15 protein-coding genes are annotated in these 16,259 nt (G+C 29.4%); 7 read left to right on the top strand and 8 right to left on the bottom strand.

The features are described from left to right. Positions 1-41: 41 nt before the first annotated feature. Together CD56_RS06665 and gdhA are read left to right on the top strand one after the other, a co-directional pair. Entirely contained in the window at positions 42-707 is a 666-nt protein-coding gene (locus CD56_RS06665) for an MqnA/MqnD/SBP family protein (RefSeq protein WP_012661991.1), read from the top strand. A gap of 12 nt (positions 708-719) precedes the next feature. Continuing rightward, positions 720-2,087, top strand: a complete 1,368-nt coding sequence (gene gdhA, locus CD56_RS06660) for an NADP-specific glutamate dehydrogenase (protein ID WP_047208580.1) — start codon at positions 720-722, stop codon at positions 2,085-2,087. Between the two features lie 22 nt (positions 2,088-2,109). Here the strand turns inward: gdhA and CD56_RS06655 are convergent, their stop codons facing one another. Genes CD56_RS06655 through selA form a run of 4 tightly spaced genes read right to left on the bottom strand, consistent with a single transcriptional unit; the run spans position 2,110 to position 6,519 of the window. Beyond that, positions 2,110-2,637, bottom strand: coding sequence for a hypothetical protein (locus tag CD56_RS06655; protein ID WP_047208579.1), 528 nt, complete (start codon positions 2,635-2,637; stop codon positions 2,110-2,112). Beyond that, positions 2,624-3,337 (bottom strand): bifunctional thiol oxidoreductase, encoded by a 714-nt coding sequence (locus tag CD56_RS06650; RefSeq protein WP_039642184.1) that lies wholly within the window; start codon positions 3,335-3,337, stop codon positions 2,624-2,626. The genes CD56_RS06655 and CD56_RS06650 overlap by 14 nt, the downstream gene beginning before the upstream one ends. A gap of 52 nt (positions 3,338-3,389) precedes the next feature. Continuing rightward, on the bottom strand, positions 3,390-5,195 hold the full coding sequence (gene selB, locus CD56_RS06645) for a selenocysteine-specific translation elongation factor (protein WP_047208578.1): 1,806 nt from the start codon (positions 5,193-5,195) through the stop codon (positions 3,390-3,392). Further along, complete coding sequence (selA, locus tag CD56_RS06640; RefSeq protein ID WP_047208577.1) at positions 5,188-6,519, bottom strand: L-seryl-tRNA(Sec) selenium transferase; 1,332 nt, start codon at positions 6,517-6,519, stop codon at positions 5,188-5,190. The genes selB and selA overlap by 8 nt, the downstream gene beginning before the upstream one ends. An 89-nt stretch (positions 6,520-6,608) precedes the next feature. Here selA and CD56_RS06635 point away from each other — a divergent pair, with 89 nt between their 5' ends. After that, positions 6,609-8,261, top strand: coding sequence for a 4Fe-4S dicluster domain-containing protein (locus tag CD56_RS06635; protein WP_047208576.1), 1,653 nt, complete (start codon positions 6,609-6,611; stop codon positions 8,259-8,261). Positions 8,262-8,303: 42 nt separating this feature from the next. Here the strand turns inward: CD56_RS06635 and CD56_RS06630 are convergent, their stop codons facing one another. From CD56_RS06630 to modA, 3 genes are read right to left on the bottom strand one after another with little or no spacing between them, the layout of a single operon-like run. Continuing rightward, on the bottom strand, positions 8,304-9,158 hold the full coding sequence (locus tag CD56_RS06630; protein ID WP_047208575.1) for a sulfate/molybdate ABC transporter ATP-binding protein: 855 nt from the start codon (positions 9,156-9,158) through the stop codon (positions 8,304-8,306). Continuing rightward, positions 9,152-9,541 carry a hypothetical protein gene (locus tag CD56_RS06625; RefSeq protein WP_039619100.1) on the bottom strand — a complete coding sequence of 130 codons (390 nt, stop codon included), beginning with the start codon at positions 9,539-9,541 and terminating at the stop codon, positions 9,152-9,154. Before CD56_RS06625 ends, CD56_RS06630 begins: the two co-directional genes overlap by 7 nt. After that, positions 9,538-10,284, bottom strand: a complete 747-nt coding sequence (modA, locus tag CD56_RS06620) for a molybdate ABC transporter substrate-binding protein (RefSeq protein ID WP_047208574.1) — start codon at positions 10,282-10,284, stop codon at positions 9,538-9,540. Before modA ends, CD56_RS06625 begins: the two co-directional genes overlap by 4 nt. 219 nt (positions 10,285-10,503) lie before the next feature. Here modA and CD56_RS06615 point away from each other — a divergent pair, with 219 nt between their 5' ends. Genes CD56_RS06615 through CD56_RS06605 form a run of 3 tightly spaced genes read left to right on the top strand, consistent with a single transcriptional unit; the run spans position 10,504 to position 14,234 of the window. Beyond that, on the top strand, positions 10,504-11,190 hold the full coding sequence (locus tag CD56_RS06615; RefSeq protein WP_052768388.1) for an MlaA family lipoprotein: 687 nt from the start codon (positions 10,504-10,506) through the stop codon (positions 11,188-11,190). A 9-nt stretch (positions 11,191-11,199) separates the two neighbouring features. Next, positions 11,200-11,769: a Tgt2/MlaC family protein gene (locus CD56_RS06610; RefSeq protein WP_047208573.1), complete on the top strand. Its 570-nt coding sequence runs from the start codon at positions 11,200-11,202 to the stop codon at positions 11,767-11,769. After that, complete coding sequence (locus tag CD56_RS06605) at positions 11,769-14,234, top strand: efflux RND transporter permease subunit (RefSeq protein ID WP_047208572.1); 2,466 nt, start codon at positions 11,769-11,771, stop codon at positions 14,232-14,234. Before CD56_RS06610 ends, CD56_RS06605 begins: the two co-directional genes overlap by 1 nt. A gap of 24 nt (positions 14,235-14,258) precedes the next feature. On the opposite strand, the gene rdgB is transcribed toward CD56_RS06605, so the two are convergent. Next, the gene (gene rdgB / locus CD56_RS06600) at positions 14,259-14,876 is read right to left on the bottom strand and encodes an RdgB/HAM1 family non-canonical purine NTP pyrophosphatase (protein WP_039619092.1); all 618 of its coding nucleotides are present in this window, start codon (positions 14,874-14,876) and stop codon (positions 14,259-14,261) included. 76 nt (positions 14,877-14,952) lie between these two features. Here rdgB and CD56_RS06595 point away from each other — a divergent pair, with 76 nt between their 5' ends. After that, entirely contained in the window at positions 14,953-16,254 is a 1,302-nt protein-coding gene (locus tag CD56_RS06595; RefSeq protein WP_047208571.1) for an MFS transporter, read from the top strand. The last annotated feature ends 5 nt before the right edge of the window (positions 16,255-16,259 follow it).

Raw genomic sequence — 16,259 nt, 5'->3', positions numbered from 1 at the left:
TTTTTTATAGGATACTAATACTTAATCATAGAAAGGCTAAGATGGTTTTTGGAAAGATAGATTATCTTAATTTACTCCCTTTGCATATCTATCTTAAAAAAACAGCTTTTCCTAGCTATGTTAAGCAAACTACAGAATACAAAAAAGGGGTTCCTAGTAAGCTAAATCGCCATTTGTATTTTAGACGCATTGATGCAGCGATTATTTCAAGTATTGAAAGTCGTAGAAAAAAATACAAAACCTTAAATGTGGGAATTTGCGCAAGCAAAAAGGTAAAAAGCGTTTTAGTGAAAAAACATTCTCAAAGCAAAGAAGATGCAAGCTCTGCAACTTCTAATGCTCTTGCAAAAGTTTTAAAGCAAAAAGGGGAGGTTATCATCGGTGATAAGGCTTTAAAACTTTATTTGCAAAATCCAAAAGATTATATTGATTTGTGTGAATTATGGTATGAAAAGACAAAACTACCTTTTGTTTTTGCACGTTTTTCTTGTGTTAAAAATTTTTCTATTTATAAAAGAATGATGAAAAATTTCACAAAAAGTAAAATTTTCATTCCACAATATATTTTGCTAGATTATTCTAAATCAAGAAATCTTTCTCAAAAGGAAATTAGTGCATACTTAAAGCTAATTTACTACAAAATAGGAACAAAGGAGCAAATGGCGCTAAAAAAATTTTTAGCTAAAACAAACAGCAAGATACTATAAAAAGGACAATTTATGAGTACGGCTAAACAATATATCAATGAAACTTTAGAAAAAATTCAAACAATTTCCCCAAGACAACCCATATTTTTTCAAGCAGCAACTGAGGTATTAAATTCCTTAGAGCCTTTACTTGAATCTAATAAAACCTACCAAGATCATGCGATATTAGAGCGTATTGTAATGCCTGAAAAAACAACTATATTTAGAGTTGTATATATCAATGATGCAGGTAAAGCTCAAACACATTTTGGCTATAGAGTGCAGTTTAACTCTAGTTTAGGTCCTTATAAAGGTGGGATTAGATTTCATCCTAGTGTGAATTTAGATGTTTTGAAATTTTTAGGTTTTGAGCAAATTTTTAAAAATTCTTTAACAGGGTTGATGATAGGCGGTGCTAAAGGTGGAGTAAATTTTGATCCTAAGGGTAAAAGCGAAGCAGAAATTATGCGTTTTTGTCAAGCTTTTATGGCTGAACTTTCAAAAATCATAGGTGCAAGCACTGATGTGCCAGCGGGCGATATAGGGGTTGGTGCTAGGGAAATTGGATATATGTTTGGAGCTTATAAGAAAATTAGCTCTAATTTTGATGGAACTTTAACGGGAAAGAAAATTCCATGGGGTGGAAGCTTAGTAAGAACAGAAGCAACAGGATATGGTTGCGTGTATTTTACCCAAGAAATGCTAGCAAAATATAACAATGCATTAGAAGGAAAAGAGTGTGCAGTTTCAGGTAGTGGAAATGTGGCAATTTATACCATAGAAAAATTACATCAACTTGGCGCAAAAGCAATCACAATAAGCGATAGTGATGGATTTGTTTATGATAAAGATGGAATAGATTTAGATTTATTAAAAGAAATTAAAGAAGTAAAAAGAGCTAGAGTGAGTGATTATGCAGCGCTTAAAAAAGGTGCTATTTTTACTCCAAAAAGCGCGTATAAACAAGGTTGTAATGGAGTATGGAGCATACCTTGTGATATAGCTTTTCCAAGCGCTACGCAAAATGAGTTAAATTTAGAAGATATTAAAACCTTATATCACAATGGTTGTCGTATGGTAGCAGAGGGAGCTAATATGCCAAGCACACTTGAAGCGATTGATTTTATGTTAAATCAAAAAGACTTTTTATTTGCTCCAGCTAAGGCTGCAAATGCAGGCGGTGTAGCGACTTCTCAACTTGAAATGCAGCAAAACGCAAGTATGTGTCAATGGAGTTTTGAGGAAGTTGATGCAAAATTGCATAAGATTATGAAAAATATTTTTGAAAATTCATACGAGTGTGCAAAAGCTTATAATCATGAAGGAAATTTAGTAGTAGGTTCAAACATAGCAGGCTTTAAAAAAGTGGCTGATGCGATGATTGATCATGGTTATATTTAAAAAGATGGCTTAAACGCCATCTTTAATGCATATAAAAAAAGCTTGTTATTTGATTAGCAATTTTTTCTTCTAAAGATTCTTTGGCTCTGTCTATATTGCTAAGATAAGCAGTTCTTGTTAAAAGTGAGGTGCTTTGAGTAGAGTTTTTGGAGCTAATTTGTAAATTAACTTGCAAAAGATAGTAATTTTCTACTTCCATTTCAAAAACATCATCTATTTTATCAAAGTCATTATAAAAAAATCTCGCATTAGAAGCAATTAGTCTTTGTGCGTAAGAAAATTTTTTAAAATCTACTATATTGATATAAATTTTATAATCACTTTGAGTATTATTTAAAACTAATCCTAAATTTTGTAATTTTTGAGTGAGCTTAGCTTCTAAATTTGTGTTTAATTTTGAAGGATTATTGATGTGTAAAGAAAAACTTTGATTTTTATTAGCATGTAGGAAAATACCCTCATTATTTGTTTGGATAAAAGTTTGCATAGGGCCTGTGCAAGCACTTAAAAACAGTGCAAGCACAAGTAAGAAAAGATTATTTTTGAGCATCGATTATGGTTGGTACGGCACGAAGACCAAGTTTAGAGTATTTTGCAAAAGTTTCTCTTACCGCTTTAACCTCAGCTTCACTAGGTTTTTTATAATCTTTTAAATTTTTATCATAGTATTTTTTCATGATAGCAATTTTTTGTGCATCATCTTTAGCATTTTTACTTTCTTTATAAATTAATGCAGATTTTTCAAATGCGCTTGTATCATGGATAGGGGTTAAGATAAATTTAACTTGATGAGTTTTTAGTGTTTCTTCTATCTTATCTAAATGCATTCTACAATATGGACATTCAGGATCGCTAAATACATAAAGTAAAGGTTTGTTTTTATCGCCTAAAGAAACAAACATTTTTTCTTTTTTAAGTTCCACTAGAGCTTTTTTTGAAAATTCAGCTTGTTGTTTTTCCATGAGTTTTGCTTGATAAACTTGAGAATAAAACTCACCTTTTTTTACATCAATTACTTCGGTTGTGATGATATTATCTTGAGTAAAAACGATTTCTTGGAAATTTTTACCACTAATTTCAAAATTAACTATCACAGCTTCAAAGTTAGTATCAGGAATTTTTTCTCTACTAGAAACACTAATATTTGCATTTGATAAATTTGGATTTTTCTTAAAAAAATTAATAATTTCTTCATTACTTGCAGCAAATAAAGAGCTAGCAAGAGTTAAAAGAGCTAGAGATTTTTTCATTTTATTCCTTTAATTTAAATTTTTATCAATTATAAAATGTAAATTTTAACACTTAGACTTTTAGCATTCTTTTTTCCTCGATTTTTATCACTTGAGGATAGTTTTTATCAAGGTATTCTAAATAAGCTATGGCATATTTTCTCGAAATTTGAAAATGATTTTTTACAAAAGCGACATCTAAATGATGATTTTGTAAAAGCTTTAAAAACTCTTGCATGAGATTTTCAAGGGCATTTTTTTCTATAAAAAGATTATGTGCTAATCTTTTGACTTTGTTTTCTTTAGTGAGTTTTTTTAAGATAAGATCTCCATTTTTCCTATCAAGTTCTAAATATTCATAAAGATTATAAGGTGCGGTAGGTTTTATACCTTCTTTTTTTAAAATTTCATAAAGCTCACAATGAGCCTTTTCTTGTAGCTTTTCAAAATTTTGTCCTTTTAAAAACCATATGCCATCTTTAAAATCTAATTTTTCTTGCATTTGCTTGAGTACATTAGCGCAAAAACTCTCACTTGCCCAGCTAAGCCTTAAGGCGATAGAATGAGGCGAGATTAAAGCATAAGGATTTTTAGAGAAAATAAAATCAATAAATTCTTTCAAAGTTTGCATAGCACTTAAATCATATACATTTAAAGCTTGCTCATCGACAAAAACACGATCTAAACTTTTTGCTAAGTTTAAAGCTTGCTCATGAGTGAGTTTAAAGCGTTGATAGCTTGAAAGTAATCCAAAGCCAAGTTTGTGAGTTTGTTTTAAAAACTCAAATACTTTTTTAAAATTTTTTTGTTCTAAAAGTGCTAAATACTTAGCTTTTATATCTTTTTTTAAAGGCTCACTCACTGCATTTAATACCACACCACCACTTTTAATGCGCCCATTTTCAAGCAAGATGAATTTATCATCAAAACACAAAGGTAGGCTTTTATCAAACTCTAAACTAATATAAGTCTTATCTTCAAATTCTTTGATTACACTAATTTTTGCATTAAGCTTTTTTGAACCACTACAAAATTCTAAAATACTCCCGTGTTTAATCTCTGTATTAAAAACAACCCCATCGATACTTTTAAAGCTTTTAAAAACACCTTTTTTACTTAATATATAGCCTTTTTTTAGCTCATAATAATCACAATTTAAACTCAAAGCAACTCTATTATAAGCTTTTGCTTCTAAAACATTTTCTTCATGAATTTGTATGTTTTTTACAATGATATCTTTTTGATTTTCAAGGCAAAAGATTTTTTCATTTTTACTGATTTTTCCTTCATTTAAGCTTCCTGTTACTACCGTTCCTATACCTTTTAGAGAAAAAACCCTGTCAATGTAGTATCTAAAAATCAAATTTTCATCATTTTCTTTAGGCTTTAAACTAAGTAGATAGTTTTTTAAATTTAATATGCTTTGCTCATCATAAATGCTTGTTGGAAAAACTTTTAAGATATTGATTTTAAAGGCTTTTAATTCTTTTAAAAGCTTTGTTTGTTTTTGCGCTAAATCCTTGCATAAATCAACCTTACTTAAAATAAGCACTACATCTTTTACGCCTAAAAATTCCAAAACCCTTAAATGCTCTATACTTTGAGCCTTTAAACCCTCATTTATATCTATGACAAACATACATACTCTAAAGCCAAAAGCACCACTTATCATAGTTTTAATTAAACTTTCATGCCCAGGCACATCGATAAAAGCAATATTTAAATTTTCACTTTTTAAATTTGAAAAGCTAAGATTAATCGTAATACCTTTTTCTTGCTCTTCTTTTAAATCATCACCTTCAAAACCATTTAAAGCTTTAATAAGCGAAGTTTTACCATGGTCAATATGCCCAGCAGTGCCTATGATGATACTATGCATGAAATACCTCTTTGATAGCGTGGATTAAACGGTTTAAATCTTTTTCTAAAATACTTCTAAAATCTAGCACAAAATGCCCATTTTCAACACGTCCAATCACACCTTTTTTTCTAAATTTTTCTTGTAAAAGCAAAGCTTTCTCATCAAAACTTAGCACAAAAGTATCCAAGCTTTTATCAGGCATAGAGCCACCGCCTACTAAACTTTTAGAAGCTTTTAACTCACATTTTGTAGGAATTTTTTCTTTGACAAAGAGTGCTTTTTTTTCTATGGTTTTTAAATCATCATTTAAAAGTTTTAGTGTAGGAATTTTTTCATATTCTTTTTCTAAGTATGCTTTGGTAGTTTCATTTAAAAAAGCTAGAGTGATTTTATCAACCCTTAGCATTCTTAGAAGTTGATTTTTCTTTAATTGTTGAATGTATTTTTTCTTTCCAAGTATAATGCCTGCTTGAGTAGAACCAAAAAGTTTATCACCGCTAAAACTTAAAATATCACAATGTTTTAAAAGCTCTTTCACGCTTGGCTCGTTTTTGCTAAGTTGTTTATTAATTTTTTCACACCAGCCAGCACCCAAATCGTAATAAGATATGAGTTTTTTCTTTTTTGTTAAAGCATGAATTTCGCTTAAGCTTACTTCTTCAAAAAATCCCTTAAAAGCAAAATTAGAACGATGGGTTTTTAAAATCATTTTAGTATTTTCATTGATGGCTTTTTCATAATCATACAGATGAGTTTTATTAGTCGTGCCTATTTCTTTTAGCTTAACACCAGCTGCTAGCATAACTTCAGGAATTCTAAAATTTCCCCCAATCTCAACTAGCTCACTTCTTGAAGTAATAACTTCTTCATTTTTTGCTAAGGTGTTTAAGATTAAAAATACAGCTGAAGCGTTATTATTAACAACTAAACAATCTTCGCAATCAAATAATATTTTTAAATTCGCACTAAGTGCGTCATACCTTGAGCCTCTTTTGCCACTTTGCATGTTAAACTCTAAATTTGAATAAGAGCAGATGATTTCTTTAGTTCTTTCAAAAATACTCTCATCAATAATACTACGACCAAGATTAGTATGAATGATAACTCCACTAGCATTGATCAAACTTTGACTTTGCATATTTAAAAACTCATCAATGCTTTGAGCAATTTTACTTAGCAAATCTTGCAAGCTAAAATTTAAATTTTCATTTTTACTTAGTTCTTTTTTACAATTTGAAACAACTATTTTTGCAAAATGAGATCTTAAATACAAAGGGTAGCTAGCCAAGTTTTCATTGTTTATAAGTGTGTTTATGGGTGGAAAATTTCTAAATTTGTTCATCTTAAACCTTAAGAATAAATTAGTAAAATTATAACTTTTTTATAATGAAATTTATATAATTAAGATTAAAAAATTTAAAAGAGAGCATTATGAAAGATTTTGTATTTTTAGAAAATGAAGATTTAATTCCTTTAAGTGATGATATTAGCATAGTTCAAAAAGCCTGTGATGAAGAAGTTTTTATAGGAAATTCAAAGCTTTTAAACCCTGAAGTTTATGCACCTGAGATTAATTTTTACCTTAAAAACTCACAAGATGATGTGCTTAAAAAAGCTAAAACTATTGAGTCTTTATATAAGATTAGATCTAAAGTTTATGATTTAGGACTTGATTTAGAATACACCAAAGAAGTGGGTAAAAATGTAATTATCGTAAGCAATGAGGATCAAAATGAGCTTATAGAAAGTTTAAAAAAACAAGAATACAAGGTTTTAAAACTAAGCAATGAGCAATGCTTGGGTGTTTTAGGTTGCGTGGGCGAGCTTTGTGTGGTAGCTTTAAAAGATAATGAGCAAGTAGAGATTGATTGTGATTTTTTCTTATATGATGTAAAAAAAGAAAGCTTTGATCAACAAAGTGGTTGTTATGATTTAACTACTTTAAGTCAAGAAGAAATTATAAAACTTTTAAATTCTAATTCTCCAAAATATAAATTTAGAAATTATATTAGTTATGATGATAGCATTTGTCAATACCATGAAAGAAGAAGTGTTCATTGTGGAAAATGTGCTGAAATTTGTCCTAGTGTGGCTATTTTAAAAGATGATGAGCAAAGAAAATTAGAATTTTCTCATGTGGATTGTTTAAGCTGTGGTGATTGTGTGGGGATTTGTCCTAGTGGGGCGCTTGATTATGCACCTATGCCACGTAATAGCTTTTATGAAATTTTAAAATTTTATGAAGATAAAATCATTTTGATAATCCCTGAGAAAATGTCTATAGAAAATTTAAATATCACTTTAAAAGAAGATATAATGCCTTTTATGATTAAAGGCGAAAACTATCTTGATCAAGCACATTTTTTAGCTATGCTTCAAACAAGTGGTGCGAGTGTGATTTTTTATAGTGATGGCTTATCGCAAGGTGCTTTAGAAGTGATAGCTTTGATGAATGAAATTTTTCAAAGAAAATTTAAACAAAATGCAATTTTTCTAGCTAAAGATGAAAAAGAACTTTTAGAGGCCATAAATCAAGCACATTTTATAGAAAATCTTAAATTTATATCTTATAATCCTGCACTTTTAAAAAGAGAAGATTTTGCTATAAGATTAAGAGAGCTTATAAAAGAAGAAAATTTAGGCAATATCCCAAGCAAAGAATGGATACGCTATGGAAAAATCACTATCAATACAGACACCTGTACCTTATGTCTTTCTTGTGTGGGAGCTTGTAATGTAGGAGCTTTAGTAGCTGATGCTAAGGATAATTCTTTGAAATTTAATGCAAGCTTATGTACTACCTGTGGATATTGTGAGGCAAGTTGTGCTGAAAAAGATACTTTAATGCTTCAAAGAAGTGGGATAGATTTAGAAAAAGAGTATTTTTCTTTTATGGTTTTAGCTCAAGATGAACTTTTTGCTTGTGTAGAGTGTGGGAAAGAATTTGCTACTAAAAAGGCTATTGAGAAAATCGCTAGTATTATGAAACCAAGATTTATGGGTGATGAAGCTAAGATAAAAACACTATATTGCTGTGCTGAATGTAAAGCAAAAGTAATGATACAAAGTATGAATGTGCTTTAAGCTAAAAGGCTTAAAGTGTTGAGTTAATGCAAGTTATAGTTTTTATACTTTACTTAAATTTAGCGCAAAAGCTTTTTGGCTTAAAAGCACTTCATCATTTTCTTTAAAATCTTTAGCTTCTAAAGGGCTTAGTACTACTTGGCTGATTTGATTACCTATGGCAAGTATGGCTATAAATATGCTATCTTGCTTTTGTAGTTTTAAAATGCGTGCTTTTATAGCAAATTTTTGCGAGCCTTGCGTCTTTAAAAAAACTTCATTAGGCGAGCCTTCTTTGATAATGGCTCCATTTTCTAAAACAATGACTTTATTAGCTAGTTTATAAACTTCACTTACATCATGGCTGATTAAAATAGTAGTGATTTTATAAGTTTTATGTATATTTAAAAGATAATCATGCAAGTGTAGTTTTATCTCATTATCTAAGGCACTAAATGGCTCATCTAAAAGTAAAAGTTTGGGTTTTTGCATAATAGCTCTTGCTAAAGCTACGCGTTGTTTTTGTCCCCCGCTTAGCTCTAAAATATGACTTTTTTTGTGTTTGCTTAAATCTAAAAGTTCTAAAAGTTCATTAGCAAATTTTAGATCTTTTTTGGCAAAAAGTAAGTTTTGCTCTACATTCATATTTTCAAATAAAGCATAATCTTGAAAAACAAAGCCAAGTTTTCTTTTTTGTGGACTTAGAAAGTTTTTATCATCAAAAAATACAGTATTATTAAAAGTGCAAATTCCTTGTGCTTTTTCAAAACCTGCTAAAATTCTCAAAAGCGTAGTTTTACCACTACCACTTTTTCCAAAAATAGCACAAAATTCTCCTTCTTTAACTTCAAATTTAACCTTAAGTTTAAATTCTTTTTCTTTATTTTTAAAGATTTTTTCAAAGTCAAGTTTTAGCATAGATACTCTTTGATAAATAAAGCACTAGGATGTACATAAGCAAATACAAAATCATTTTTTTGATAATTTTGCTCTAAAAACTCATGGGTGCTAATTTGAGCTTCGAAAGTGCAAATTTCATTTTCTAATCTTATGATAGTGATGATTTGTCCTTGGAAAATATCAATGATTTTTGCATAAAAGGTATTTAAAAATGAGTTTTCTAAATTTTTTTTACTAAGCAAGCACTCGCTACTTTTAAAAGCAAGTAACACTTCTTGATCAATGCTTGCTTTTTCATCAAGTTCTAAAGCAAGCATATATAATTTATGTTTTTTTATAAGAAATTCTACCCAGTTTATATTTTCATGATTTTTTATAGTATTTATTTTAGCTTTAATCATGGGATATTATAGCCATAAGCTTTGAAAATTTCCTTAGCTTTTTTGCTTAAAATAAAATCATAAAATTTCTTAGCTTTGGCATTATCTTTACCATAAGAAGTGATAACAATGCCTTGATTGATTGGCTCATAAAGTTTTGGATTGATTAAAATATAATTTTTTCCTTCTTGGAGTTTATAAGATTTTAGCGTATCTTCATATAAAGCACTTGCTGCTATAAAACCCACATCGGCTGCTTTTAGTGTTTGAGTAAGTGCTTCTCCTATAGATTTTGCTTCGATGATTTTAGCTTTTGTTTGCTCATAAATTTTAGCATTTTGTAAAGTTTCTATACTAGCTTGACCATAAGGAGCAGCTTTGGGATTAGCTATGGTGATGATTTTTACTTTTTCTTCTTTAAGTGTGTCTAATCCTTTGCTTAAATCCATTCTAACACTGAGTAAAGCTAAAGCTCCTTGAGCATAAATAACAGGTTTTGTGCTAGCAAAATTATCATCATACAAGCTTTGTGCAAATTTCATATTTGCAGCCATAAATATATCAAATGGTGCTCCATTTTTGATTTGTGAAACTAAATTTCCACTAGCGCCTAAGCTTACATTGATACTAATATCAGGGTTTTCTTTTTGAAATTCTTTTTGCAAGGCTTTAAAAGCATAAGCTACATTTGCAGCTGCAGCGATATTTACATCAGCGCCATAGCTAAAAATACACAAAAAAAGTAGGGTGAAAATTTTTTTCATTTTTTATCCTTTTAGTAGTAAATTTTGAAAAAATTATAGCTTATTTTTAAAAGCAAAAATAAATTTGTATTTTTTGCATATTTTCTAAGACTTATTTTATAAGCAAATAAAAAATTTTAATTTTTTTAAAGAATATTTTAAAAGCATTTTAATGTAAAAATTTATTTTAATTTTTGTATAATTTACGATTTCAATTTATGAAATTTTAAAAGGAAAAACTTGTTAAAATACATACTAAGTTTGTGTTTATTTTTTAATACTTTGATTTTAGCCAATGACTTTGAAGATTTTGAACAAGAATATCAAAAAAAAGAAGTCAAGGATAGCTTTTATACCTATAATAAAGCTATGAGTAAATTTAATTATGATCTTTATACTTATTTTTTAAGACCGGTTGCACTTTCTTATAAAAGTGTTACTCCAAGTTTTATAAGAGCAGGAGTAAAAAATGCTTTTGATACCACAAGATCACCTTTTAGATTTATCAATCACCTTTTAAGTTTAGAATTTAGAAAAGCTGGCGAGGAATTTGGAAGATTTTGTGTGAATGTGATTTTTGGATTTGGTTTGTTAGATAGTGCGAGCAAAACTCCTTTAAAAAGTTATGAGGCTGATTTTGGAACGACTTTGGGCAAATGGGGAGTAGGTAGTGGACCACACTTAGTGCTTCCACTTTTAGGTCCTTATAATGTAAGAGATGCTTTAGCTTTGCCTGTAAATTGGTTTATGGTGCCTGAGGGATATATTGAGAATTTTTGGGTTGGAGCAGGCGTAAATGCTGCATTAAAACTTAATGAATTAAGTTTTGAGTATGAAAAAATAGATGATATTTACCAAAATAGTGTAGATTATTATACTTTTATACGCGATGCGTATGAACAAAGACGCCAAGAACTCATCAAATAAGGAGATAAAATGAAAAAAATCATAGTTTTGCTTTTTAGTGTAGTATTTGCTTTTGCTTTAAATTTGCAAGATATTTCTAAAACTATGCAAGAAAAGATTGATGAGAGTTTAAAAATTCTAGATCAAAATAAAAATGATAAAGCTAAAGCAGCGGAAAAAATCTTTGCTTTATTTGATGGTGTTTTTGATTATGAGCTTATGGCTAAACTTAGTCTTTCTACAAGATATGAAAAATTAAGTGAAAATGAAAAAAATGAATTTAACAAAGCTTTTGAAAAAAATCTTAAAAAAAGTTTCACAGATAAACTTGCTTTGTATGATTCTCAAAAATTAAAAGTGATTAATTTAGAAGAAAAAAACAAAAGAGCTTTTTTAAAAACTTCTATGATAGTAGATGGCAAAGAAAATTTTGTAATCTTTAAATTTTATGATAAAAATAATGACTGGCAAATTTATGATGTGGATATTTTTGGTATAAGTATCATACAAACTTATCGCTCACAGTTTAAAGATGTCTTACAAAATGGTGATTTTAAAACCTTGCTTGAAAAGCTTTCTAGTGTTGATTTTTCTAAATAATGCTAAGTAAAATTTTAAAAATCTTTCTTAATTTCCCAAAGCTAACTTTGGGGATTACTTTAATCTTTTGCATATTTTTTAGTTTTTTTGCTAAAAATTTAAGTGTTGATGCAAGTGCTGAAAGCTTGCTTTTAGAGCATGATGAGGGTTTGAAACTATATAGAGAAGTTTCGGCGCGTTATGGTAATGATAATTTTTTGATGCTTGCTTTTGCTCCTAAAGATAAAGATATTTTTACTAAAGAAAATTTAGAAACTATAAAAAATTTAACTCTTGATTTAGAAAAAATCAATGGTGTGCAAAAGGTATTTTCTATCACTAATGCGCCTTTACTTGCAAGTTCTAAAGGTAAAGAGTTAAAAGAGCTTATCCAAAATATACCTAATATTTTTAGTCAAGATGTGGATGTTAATCTAGCTAAAAAAGAAATTTTAAACCAACCCTTTTATAAAAATAATATCATCTCAAAAGATGGAAAAACAACGGGAATTTTGATTTATCTAGCGCCTGATCTTGTTTATAATGACTTGATTAATTCAAGAGATAATGCAAAAAGTGAAAATGAAAAAGAGCATTTTAGAGCTTTGATTAAAAAACACCAAGAAAGCTCAAGGGAATTTAGTGCAAAAAGATTAGAAGAAATTACTAAAATAGTATCTAAATATAGTCAAAATGGAGACTTTTTACATCTTGGTGGTGTAGAAATGATCGCTAATGATATGATTAATTATGTAAAAAGTGATTTAAAAATTTATGGTCTTAGTTTAATAGGGCTTTTATTTATAGCACTTTGGTGGTTTTTTGGCTCTTTGCGCTTAGTGTTCTTGGCTTTGGGAATTTGTGTGGTTTCGCTTTTTACTTCAAGTGGGATTTTCGCACTTTTAGGCTTTGATATTACCGTAGTGTCTTCAAACTATGTAGCTTTAGTGCTTATTATCACTGTTTCTGTTGTGATACACTTAATCGTGCATTTTATAGAAAATTTACACAAACACCCAAAAGCTAGCGTTTATAAGCTTTTACTCTCAACCTTACTTGATAAAGCAAGTCCTAGTTTTTATGCTATTTTAACCACAGTTGTTGGGTTTTTAAGTTTTGTTTTTTCAGATATTGAGCCTATTATCAAACTTGGTATTATGATGAGTCTTGGTATTAGTGTGAGTTTGATTTTAGCTTATATTTATTTTGCAAGTATTTTGGTATTAATGCCACGTTTAAATTTTAAAGAGCTTAATCAAAATTCATTGAAATTTTTAAGTTTTTGTGCAAATGCAAGCTTAAAACATAGAAAAATTATCTATGGTATAAGTTTGTTTTGTGTAGCTTTTGCTTTGTATGGAATTTTACAAATTAAAGTAGAAAATAGCTTTGTGAGTTATTTTAAAGATAGTTCTAGGATTAAACAAGGCTTGTTGGTTATAGATAAAGAGCTAGGTGGAACTATGCCTTTAGATGTGATTATCAAGTTTAAGCAAGGTCCAAAACAAAATGAAAGTTTAGATGAGTTTGAACAAGAATTTGATGATTTAGCCAAAGATGATAGGTATTTTTTTAGTAGTGAAAAAACAAGAATAGCTGCTAAGGTTCATGAGTTTTTAAGTAAGCAAAAATACGTAGGCTCTGTGCTTAGCTTACAAAGTTTACTAGAGCTTGGAAAAAGTATTAATAATGGCAAGGCTTTAGATGATTTTGCTTTAGCATTTTTATATGAAAATTTAGATGAGAATTTTAAAAAGCAAGTTTTAACCCCTTTTGTAAGTGTTGAAAATAATGAGTTGCGATTTAGCGTGCGTATGCTAGATAGTGATCCAAATTTAAGACGCGATGCTTTTTTAAAACAGCTTGAAAAAGACTTAAAAGAACTTTTGCAAAATGATAATGTAGAGGTTAAAATCAGTGGTATTATGCCTTTATATAATAATATGCTTCAAAGTCTTTTTTCATCACAATTTGACACTTTAGCCTTTGTAGTGCTTGTGATTTTTGCTTTGTTTGTGGTGATTTTTAGAAGTTTTGTTTATGCTTTTGTGGCGATTTTGGCTAATCTCATACCTTTGGCTTTAGTATTTGGCTTAATGGGTGTTTTCAATATACCACTTGATATTATGAGTATTACTATAGCTGCTATTTGTATTGGAATAGGGGTTGATGATATGATTCATTATATACATCGTTTTAAAGAAGAATTAAAACATAAAAGCTTAGAAGAGGCTATAAAAGCTTCACATATGGGTATAGGAAGTGCGATTTATTATACTAGTGTTACGATTATTCTAGGCTTTTTGGTAATGATTAGTAGTAATTTTATCCCAACGATTTATTTTGGCTTACTTACGGTTTTGGCTATGGGTTTGCTTTTGTTTGGTTCGCTTTTTTTATTGCCAAGTTTTATTTTAAGCTATCATTATCTTAAGCAAAATTATAATAAAGTAAAATCCAAATCACATAAACACCAAAAGCAATAAGCATATATTTTATAAATTGTTTCATCAATGCTCCATTTTTTCTAATGCTCTTAAGATATAAGTAGCAAACATTAGTGCTTGCGAGCGGTGTGAAATTTTTAATTTTACTTGCTCATCTAATTCGCCCAAGGTTTTATCAAAACCTTTTGGGATAAATAAAGGATCGTATCCAAAGCCATTATTACCCCTTGGAGTATCAATAGCAAGGCCATGCATGTATCCATGCGTGCTAAAATGTCCATATTTTGAGCTTATGGCTATGGCTGCAGTGTAAAAAGCTTTGCTTTGATGTAGATTTTTTTCATGTAGGGCTTGGATGAGTTTGTTTCTATTGGCCTCATCAGTGCCTTCTTGAGAGTATCTTGCAGAAAAAATCCCTGGCGCATTGTTTAAAGCCTCTACGCTTATACCGCTATCATCGCTTAAGGTGATAAATTCATCTTGTTTTTTACCTAAAGCATTAAAAATAGCTTTAGATTTTATCAAAGCATTTTCTTTAAAACTCACACCATCTTCGATGATTTCAAAAGGGGTGATGATTTCATTTAAGGCATAAATTTCATAAGTAGTTAAAAATTTTTTGATTTCTTCTACTTTGTGTGCGTTAGAAGTTGCTAGAATGATTTTTAATTTTTTCTTCATAAATTACTCTTTTTATTTTGACTTTAAAAAAAGTTTATCAAAATCATAGTAAAATTATCCTTTATAAGGAGAAAAGATGTTAAAAACCGTTTTACCTTTGTCTTTTATTGTAGGAACTAGATTTTTTGGATTGTTTATAGTTTTGCCGGTTTTAAGTTTATATGCTTTAAATTTAAAAGGAGCCAATGAGTTTTTAGTAGGGCTTTTAGTAGGTGTGTATGCTCTAACTCAAATGGTATTGCAAGTTCCTTTTGGAATCATTTCAGATAAAATAGGGCGTAAAAAAACTATGCTAATAGGACTTGTGGTGTTTATCATAGGTTCTTTGGTATGTTCATATGCTGATGATATTTATACGATGATGTTTGGAAGGCTTTTACAAGGTGCAGGAGCCATAGGAGCAGTAGCTACTGCTATGATAAGCGATTTTATTAATGAAGAAAATCGTGGTAAGGCTATGGCTATCATGGGTTCATTTATAGGACTTTCTTTTGCAGCTTCTTTGGTGCTTTCTCCTTTAATGAGTGCTAAATTCGGACTTTCAAGTTTGTTTGATTTAAGTGCGATTTTGAGTTTAATTTGTATCGTACTTTTATTTAGCGTTGTGCCAAAAGAGCATACAATAGTACATGAAAATACTAAAACTCCATTGAAAAAACTTTTAAAAGAAAAAAACTTAGCTTTGATGAATCTTACTAATTGTATGCAAAAAATGCTTATGAGTATTGCGTTTTTAAGTATTCCTTTGGTTTTAGTACATGAGTTTAATTACCCAAGTGAGAATTTATGGCATGTTTATGTGAGCTCTATGGTGCTTGGGTTTTTAGCTATGGGTTTATCAGGATCTTTGGGAGAAAAAAGAGGCTTAAGTAAAGAGATATTGCTTTTGGGTGTGGCATTTTTTATCATTGCTTATATTATATTTGCTTTTTCGCATAATGCTTTAGTGTTTATGGTGGGTGTTGTAGTGTTTTTTATAGGATTTAATTTACATGAGCCTATTATGCAAAGCTGTGCGAGTAAATTTGCTAAGGTAAATGAAAAAGGCGCAGCTTTGGGTGTATTTAATGCTTTTGGCTATTTTGGAAGCTTTTTAGGCGGTGTTGTTGGAGGATATTTTTTACACCATTTTAGTTTAGTCACTCTTGCTTTTATTTTGATAGCTTTGTCTGTAATTTGGTTTGTATTGCTTTTGTTTTTACAAAGTCCAGCAGATTTTAAAAATGTCTATTTATCTTTAGAAACAAAACATGATTTAAATGTGATTAAAGGCATAAATGGTGTTTTAGATGTGTATAAAAACTCTAAATTTTTAGTGATTAAATACAATAAAAAACTTACAAGCGAAGAAGAAATTTTAGCGATTATTGAAAAATAATCGCC

The sequence above is a fragment of the Campylobacter lari genome (genome assembly GCF_001017575.1).
GTDB classification, from domain to species: domain Bacteria; phylum Campylobacterota; class Campylobacteria; order Campylobacterales; family Campylobacteraceae; genus Campylobacter_D; species Campylobacter_D lari_C.
The sequence above is the reverse complement of the archived record's forward strand: the minus strand, read 5'-3'. Positions and strand labels throughout refer to the sequence as shown.

Excerpts from the sequence above, each read along its gene's own strand:
- CD56_RS06665 (WP_012661991.1), top strand. The coding sequence starts at position 42 with ATGGTTTTTGGAAAGATAGATTATCTTAATTTACTCCCTTTGCATATC.
- CD56_RS06610 (WP_047208573.1), top strand. The coding sequence starts at position 11,200 with ATGAAAAAAATCATAGTTTTGCTTTTTAGTGTAGTATTTGCTTTTGCT.
- CD56_RS06650 (WP_039642184.1), bottom strand. The coding sequence starts at position 3,337 with ATGAAAAAATCTCTAGCTCTTTTAACTCTTGCTAGCTCTTTATTTGCT.
- selA (WP_047208577.1), bottom strand. The coding sequence starts at position 6,519 with ATGAACAAATTTAGAAATTTTCCACCCATAAACACACTTATAAACAAT.
- selB (WP_047208578.1), bottom strand. The coding sequence starts at position 5,195 with ATGCATAGTATCATCATAGGCACTGCTGGGCATATTGACCATGGTAAA.
- gdhA (WP_047208580.1), top strand. The coding sequence starts at position 720 with ATGAGTACGGCTAAACAATATATCAATGAAACTTTAGAAAAAATTCAA.
- CD56_RS06655 (WP_047208579.1), bottom strand. The coding sequence starts at position 2,637 with ATGCTCAAAAATAATCTTTTCTTACTTGTGCTTGCACTGTTTTTAAGT.
- modA (WP_047208574.1), bottom strand. The coding sequence starts at position 10,284 with ATGAAAAAAATTTTCACCCTACTTTTTTTGTGTATTTTTAGCTATGGC.
- CD56_RS06625 (WP_039619100.1), bottom strand. The coding sequence starts at position 9,541 with ATGATTAAAGCTAAAATAAATACTATAAAAAATCATGAAAATATAAAC.
- CD56_RS06605 (WP_047208572.1), top strand. The coding sequence starts at position 11,769 with ATGCTAAGTAAAATTTTAAAAATCTTTCTTAATTTCCCAAAGCTAACT.
- CD56_RS06595 (WP_047208571.1), top strand. The coding sequence starts at position 14,953 with ATGTTAAAAACCGTTTTACCTTTGTCTTTTATTGTAGGAACTAGATTT.
- CD56_RS06635 (WP_047208576.1), top strand. The coding sequence starts at position 6,609 with ATGAAAGATTTTGTATTTTTAGAAAATGAAGATTTAATTCCTTTAAGT.
- CD56_RS06630 (WP_047208575.1), bottom strand. The coding sequence starts at position 9,158 with ATGCTAAAACTTGACTTTGAAAAAATCTTTAAAAATAAAGAAAAAGAA.
- rdgB (WP_039619092.1), bottom strand. The coding sequence starts at position 14,876 with ATGAAGAAAAAATTAAAAATCATTCTAGCAACTTCTAACGCACACAAA.